Annotated in this window: 7 protein-coding genes and 1 pseudogene; 1 reads left to right on the top strand and 7 read right to left on the bottom strand. The window is 58.8% G+C overall.

Annotated elements, in window-relative coordinates; all coding sequences use genetic code 11:
* The 7 genes from Q0349_RS05910 to Q0349_RS05880 all read right to left on the bottom strand — a co-directional run.
* The coding region (locus Q0349_RS05910) for a DUF2958 domain-containing protein (protein ID WP_298079955.1) at positions 1 to 1,268 on the bottom strand (1,268 nt) is incomplete at its 3' end.
* Between the two features lie 195 nt (positions 1,269 to 1,463).
* Complete coding sequence (locus Q0349_RS05905; RefSeq protein ID WP_281839394.1) at positions 1,464 to 1,790, bottom strand: hypothetical protein; 327 nt, start codon at positions 1,788 to 1,790, stop codon at positions 1,464 to 1,466.
* 119 nt (positions 1,791 to 1,909) lie between these two features.
* Positions 1,910 to 2,416: a hypothetical protein gene (locus tag Q0349_RS05900; protein ID WP_298079954.1), complete on the bottom strand. Its 507-nt coding sequence runs from the start codon at positions 2,414 to 2,416 to the stop codon at positions 1,910 to 1,912.
* Positions 2,417 to 2,515: 99 nt separating this feature from the next.
* The gene (locus Q0349_RS05895; RefSeq protein WP_298079953.1) at positions 2,516 to 2,848 is read right to left on the bottom strand and encodes a hypothetical protein; all 333 of its coding nucleotides are present in this window, start codon (positions 2,846 to 2,848) and stop codon (positions 2,516 to 2,518) included.
* Between the two features lie 87 nt (positions 2,849 to 2,935).
* Positions 2,936 to 3,565 (bottom strand): hypothetical protein, encoded by a 630-nt coding sequence (locus tag Q0349_RS05890; RefSeq protein WP_298079952.1) that lies wholly within the window; start codon positions 3,563 to 3,565, stop codon positions 2,936 to 2,938.
* A gap of 152 nt (positions 3,566 to 3,717) precedes the next feature.
* On the bottom strand, positions 3,718 to 4,365 hold the full coding sequence (locus tag Q0349_RS05885) for a hypothetical protein (RefSeq protein WP_298079951.1): 648 nt from the start codon (positions 4,363 to 4,365) through the stop codon (positions 3,718 to 3,720).
* A complete protein-coding gene (locus Q0349_RS05880; protein WP_298079950.1) occupies positions 4,362 to 4,670 on the bottom strand; it encodes a hypothetical protein in 309 nt (102 codons plus the stop codon). Before Q0349_RS05880 ends, Q0349_RS05885 begins: the two co-directional genes overlap by 4 nt.
* A 39-nt stretch (positions 4,671 to 4,709) precedes the next feature.
* Between Q0349_RS05880 and Q0349_RS05875 the strand changes: the two are divergent.
* A pseudogene (locus Q0349_RS05875) lies at positions 4,710 to 5,296 on the top strand (DNA polymerase IV); the annotation flags it as partial.

Here is a 5,296-nt window from a genome sequence, read left to right as displayed (position 1 = left end):
AGGAATTTGCGCAGCTTGCGCTCCGCATCATCTTCCTCTTTGCCTTGATGGCACATCGTCCACAGCGGCGCGCCACAGCTCTTGTTTTGGCAACTCATGCGGCGGTCTTTGCCCCAGCTCGGGAATTGCGCGACGTTGACTGGCAAGTCGCCTTCGCCAATGGTCTGGAAGGTGCCGCAATGCGGACAGCAGATTGCCTGGTAGCTAGCGATGCGGGTTTGCCCGCCATCATCGTCGCGCGCGCGAAAATAATGGTTGCGCGTCGCGTACGCCGGCCGCCAGTGGAAGCCCATGCGCATCCGCACCCGCCCGATGATGAGGTAGTGCGGCCGCGTTGGATCCAGCGGCGGTGTGCCGTCATTGAGGATGTTTGCCATCAGCCGACGGCGGAAAGCCATCAGTTCACGAATGGCATTGCTGCCATTGATGACCGTTACCGAGGCCTCCGGCACGGTGTCGAGAATTTCGCGTCGCCACTTGTACACGAGATGCGGCGGCGAAATGACCAAGACCGGTTTGCGCGAGTAACCGTGCTGCATCAGCGCCGAGACGCAGATGCCCATCATCGTCTTGCCGGTGCCCATTTCTCCGTTCAAGAAGACGGCCGGCAGGCCACGTTCGACCAGTCCGGCATAGACGGCGTGAATGCGCTTTTTCTGCGCGGGGAAGGGGCGGCGTTTCAACCCGGCAAGGACGTCGTCCTGCCAGGCAGGGTGTTCGCCACGATAGACCACCGGCGTTTGCGTCTCGATTTGTTCGAGCAGCTGTGTGCGGTAGTCTCCAAGGAAGGTGGCGAGCGGGATGATTTCGGCAGCGCCGTCACCGTCCGGCGGCTGCGGCGCGCCGTCCCAATCGAGGACGATGCGACCGGCCATGCAGGACTGACGGGTGTATTCGGCCAGCGGTGCGCGGGCGCGGAAATCTGGGTTGCAACGCAGCGCGTCGCGGCGGTGCGCCAACTGAATCAACAGCGCGCGCAGGTCGGTGTGCATCACGGCCAGGTGCCCCGTTCCGGGATCACAAAGGCCGTAGGCAACGTCATCCCCGTCAATGCGGGTCAGCAACCATTGGCAGCCGGTGCCTTCCAGGCGAAGGTGTACCAGCGGCCACGCCGCATCGGGATCATCGCTGTCATTGGCGCGCAGCGCGGCCAGAAGTTCCGCGCCGAGCAGGTCATTAACGAAGGACTGCCCCGGCACAGTGCAGGACGCTTCGCGATAAACGGGAATGCCCATGGCGGCGGCGAAAGAATCAAGGTTCATGTTCATGGTGTTCTCCATTGTTCAGGGAAAGAAGAAGGGGAACACCACCCCGGCGGGGAAGCGTTCCCCACGGGGTTGTGCGCATAAGCGCGATGAGAAAACCGCACCTTGCGGTGCGGCGGTTGAAAATCAGGCGGTCAGGGATGGTTGCCCTGACACCAGCCAGTCAAGGAGACACCCCGCAGGGTATCTCCGTTTGGCTTAGTGAAGCGAGGATGGCGGCAAATAACGCAACACCGCAACCGCAAGGGTTACGACCGCGCCGATGAACCAGTAGATAGCGTTGATCCGGTGGGTCAGCGCATCAAACTTGGTATCGATCTTGTCGTCCAGGGCTTTCAGGCGGACATCAACGGTTTTTTCCAGCAACTCGAAACGAGCGTTGAAAGTTTCCGTCATGCTGTCCAGTTTGTTCAGCACCTTGTCCATGTTGTCCTCCGTCTTCAAGTCAATGAGCGTTGTAATCGCCCGTCTGCTCTCGGCCGGTAATTGGTCGAGAAGTTCTGCGGCTTCAGTCAATTTTGACATGGTTTACTCCTGTGTCAAAGGGTTGAAGAACCCGGCAAACTCTGCCCCCGTGGGGAAGCAGAACTCCCCGGGGGATGTGCGCTTGTGCGCGAATGATGCACCTTGCAGTGCGGATGCGGTCAGGATTGACGGTGTTCGGCAATGAGTTGCCAGAAATCCTCCAGCACCGGTTCCAGCAATTCCGGGATTTCCCGGAAGTCGCCGCACGGGTCAAAGTACGGCATATACAGCGGGTAGCTGTCGCTACGCAGCAGTTGCCCGTGTCGGTAAAAGCCGACATCAAGGTTGTCGCAGCGGGGATCGCCCTTGCACTTGCCGAGGCAGTAGCGCAGGGAAATGCCGCTGGCATCATCATGCAGCCCGCTCTCGCCCAGTTGCTGCCGCAGACTGGTGTGCAGGATAACGAACGCCCGTGCGTACATAACGGCCATGTGTTCGGCAATTGCTGGCGTGGCGGCGGGATCATCGGTCAGGTCGCCCAGCCAGGTGTCGGGGTCGAAAATCTCCCGGCGCAGCAGGTGGTTGTGATGCTGGATATGCAGTACGACCTTGCCGTCCTGCCAGAGACGGTCGGCGCTGTAGCCTGCCGGTAGTCCGGGGACAGGTTTTGTATTGGCATTTGACATGGTTGGCTCCTTTGCAAAAGAGCCGGGCAAAACCGTTTCCCCGCAGGGAAACCGAATTCCCCGGGGGATGTTGCGCTTGTGCGCGGCGAGTTGGGACAGTCAGTAATGGTCGCGTTGCGTCCAAGAACTGGTATCAAGCGCCTGCTGCGCGTCTTCTTTGCGCGAGTAATACTCGACACTGTCGCGCGAATAGGGCATGGGATAGCCCGTACTGACCTCGGCACGGCCGATGTAGTAGCCGTGGCGGGAACGCATTACTATCAGCGGTGTGATCTTGCTGCTTTGCAATGCGACAAGGGTTTCCCGTGCCTCGCGTTCCGTCATGAAGGCGCTTTCGCGGCGGTGGCTGACATTCCCGTCGGCATCAACGGTTTCTCGTTGGATGAAAAAACCGGCAGCGGATGAGGCAATGGCATAGTTTAGATTGTTCATAGATGGTCTCCTGAGATAAACGAAAAAGAAAAACAGGAGACGCCCCGCGAGGGTGTCCCCTGCACGGCTTGAAGGAAAAGAAAGAAATCAGGCAGCAGCTGTATCTGGCGGGATATAGCGGAACGGTTTGCCGTAATCGCCGATGCGCAACGAGATGTAATGGCCAACGTCAAAATAGTCGGTCATCAAATCGCTGTTGTCGTGATTTCCGGTATTGAGCGCGGCCACGATCTTTGCAAAAGTCGCACCGATTTCACCGGGAAACTGTGTGGCGACCTGGTATTCGTTCAGCTGGAAATGCTCCACTTCACCGCGCTCCAACTCACCGATGTGTGCAGCAATGTAGTCTGGATCGACACAAGGGTGGCCGCACCGTAGTTCTGCGCGGAGGTGTTCGGCTTCCAGTTGCATGAAATTGACTGGAGCGGCGCGGATAGTCATCACAATGGTTGAGTGATGCCGCACTGCAAGGCTGTATTTCCAGTCTTTGGGAACGACCTTTTTCAGCGCATCGGCGATGCAAAGTTTTTTCTGCTGATTCATATAAGCCATTGGGGTTCTCCTGTTGGATAAAAAAAGCAGGAGAAAACGACCCCGGGCAGGGGAAGATTCCCCTGCGGGTTGAGGTGCTGCTGTTGCAGCAGTTGAAGAAGTCGCCACACCGCTTGCGCGGTGATGCCGGGATTGCAGACGAGTTTCGCGTGATTGCTCACGCATATCCGATTCGGTCCGGCGCTTTAAAGGTGCGTTTTGAGTCCGCGCGACTGCGTTTTCGGTTCGCCAACACTTGCGGCGGAATATAGCCCTTTGCCCTGTTGCCGTCAATGCATCGCGGGCAAGAAAAACCCGGCTTGCGCCGGGTAAAAAGGTTAAAAGGGGACATTGTCATCAAAATCGTCATCCTGGGGTTTCAGGCTCCAGGCAATTCCCCAGTCCACGGCCTGCTGCCAAAACAGCGAGGCGGGATCGCCACCTTCCGGCAGCAATACCATATCCGCCACATAAGGCGTTGTTGTACGATGGAAGTCGTCAAAATTGTCATTAATGCGAATGGCAAAACGACGACCACTGTCAGCCTGGTGGAAACAGCTCATGCCACGCATTAACGGGACAGGCGCTATTGCCTCCTGGCAAACAGTTTCCTGCGCTTTGAGCCAGGATTTTAGAGACCCCAAAGGCTGCAAATCGGCAGACAGATCCTCAATCCGGTATTGCGGGTAGTCTCCCGGGATGATTTCAACCAAAAAGAATCTCGCGCCGCATGAAGGGAATACCTGATAGCGGTTGTGTCCCATGTTTTTGGCATATGGATTGGCAATACCCCAATGCAAAGCCTGGGCATAAAACACGGCCAAGGCTTCAGCGTCAGTCAATTCGGCTGGCAAAGGAATGGTCTGCTCCATTCGCCGGGACAGATTGCCACTTCGGTTTTCCCGCGAAATGAAATACCGTCCGCGTAATGCAAACAGCCATGCTTCGCGCCCCAGCCTGGCGATAACGTCGGAATAATGTTTCATATCTCCTCCGCTTCGCGTTCAGAACGGTAAATATCGAGGCACACGGCCAGGTAAGCCTGTCTTGCCCGCATTTCTACCTGTTCCCAGGGATAATCGGTGCATTCCCGTTGTGACAAGACAAGCAAATCCTTGTCGCTCTTGTTGTCCAGAATATAGATCAACCGCAACAGCCAGTGTTTCAGGTTGTCGAGGCATTCACCATATGAGGGATGAAAATCCTCATATGTCCGGTACATAATTTGGTCAACGAGGGATTTCACCGGATCCCGGGACGGGAAATCGCAATATGCCAAATGACGAATCATGCGGTATTGCGCAAAAAAGCGCGTCATCACCGTATTGGCGGCCTCCTGCTCGTCCCCGCCCACGCCACCCAGGACTTCCTCGACGTCCTGCCGGTGGGCGCCATGTGGGGGGTGGGGGAGCGGACCGCCGCCGCCCTGGAGCGCTGGGGCATTACCGACGTGCGCACCCTGGCGGCCACCGACGTGCGCACCTTGGAGAGGATCCTGGGCCAGGCGGCCGCCCACCACCTGGCCGACCTCTCCCACGGCATCGACCCCCGGCCGGTGACCACCAGCCGCCAGGAGAAGTCCGTGGGCACCGAGACCACCTTCTTTGACAACCTCACCGACCACGAGCAGGCCCGCCTGGTCCTGCTCGACCAGTGCCACCAGTGCGCGGCCCGCCTGCGGGCCAGGGCGCTGCGCTCGCGGGTGGTGGTCCTCAAGGCCCGGGGGGCGGACTTCGTGACGGTGACCCGCTCACGGACCCTGCCGGCCTCCACGGATCTGGCCCGGGACGTGTGGCAGACCGTCAGCGCGCTCTTCGAGGCCCTTCCCGTCCCGCCCGGCGGGTACCGGCTCCTGGGGGTGCGCCTGGAGGGCCTGGAGCGCGGTGAGGACGGGATCCAGCTGAGCCTGGACGAGGA

The sequence above is a fragment of the uncultured Cardiobacterium sp. genome (assembly GCF_938028185.1).
GTDB lineage: Bacteria > Pseudomonadota > Gammaproteobacteria > Cardiobacteriales > Cardiobacteriaceae > Cardiobacterium.
This window is presented reverse-complemented; position numbering and strand designations above follow the sequence as displayed.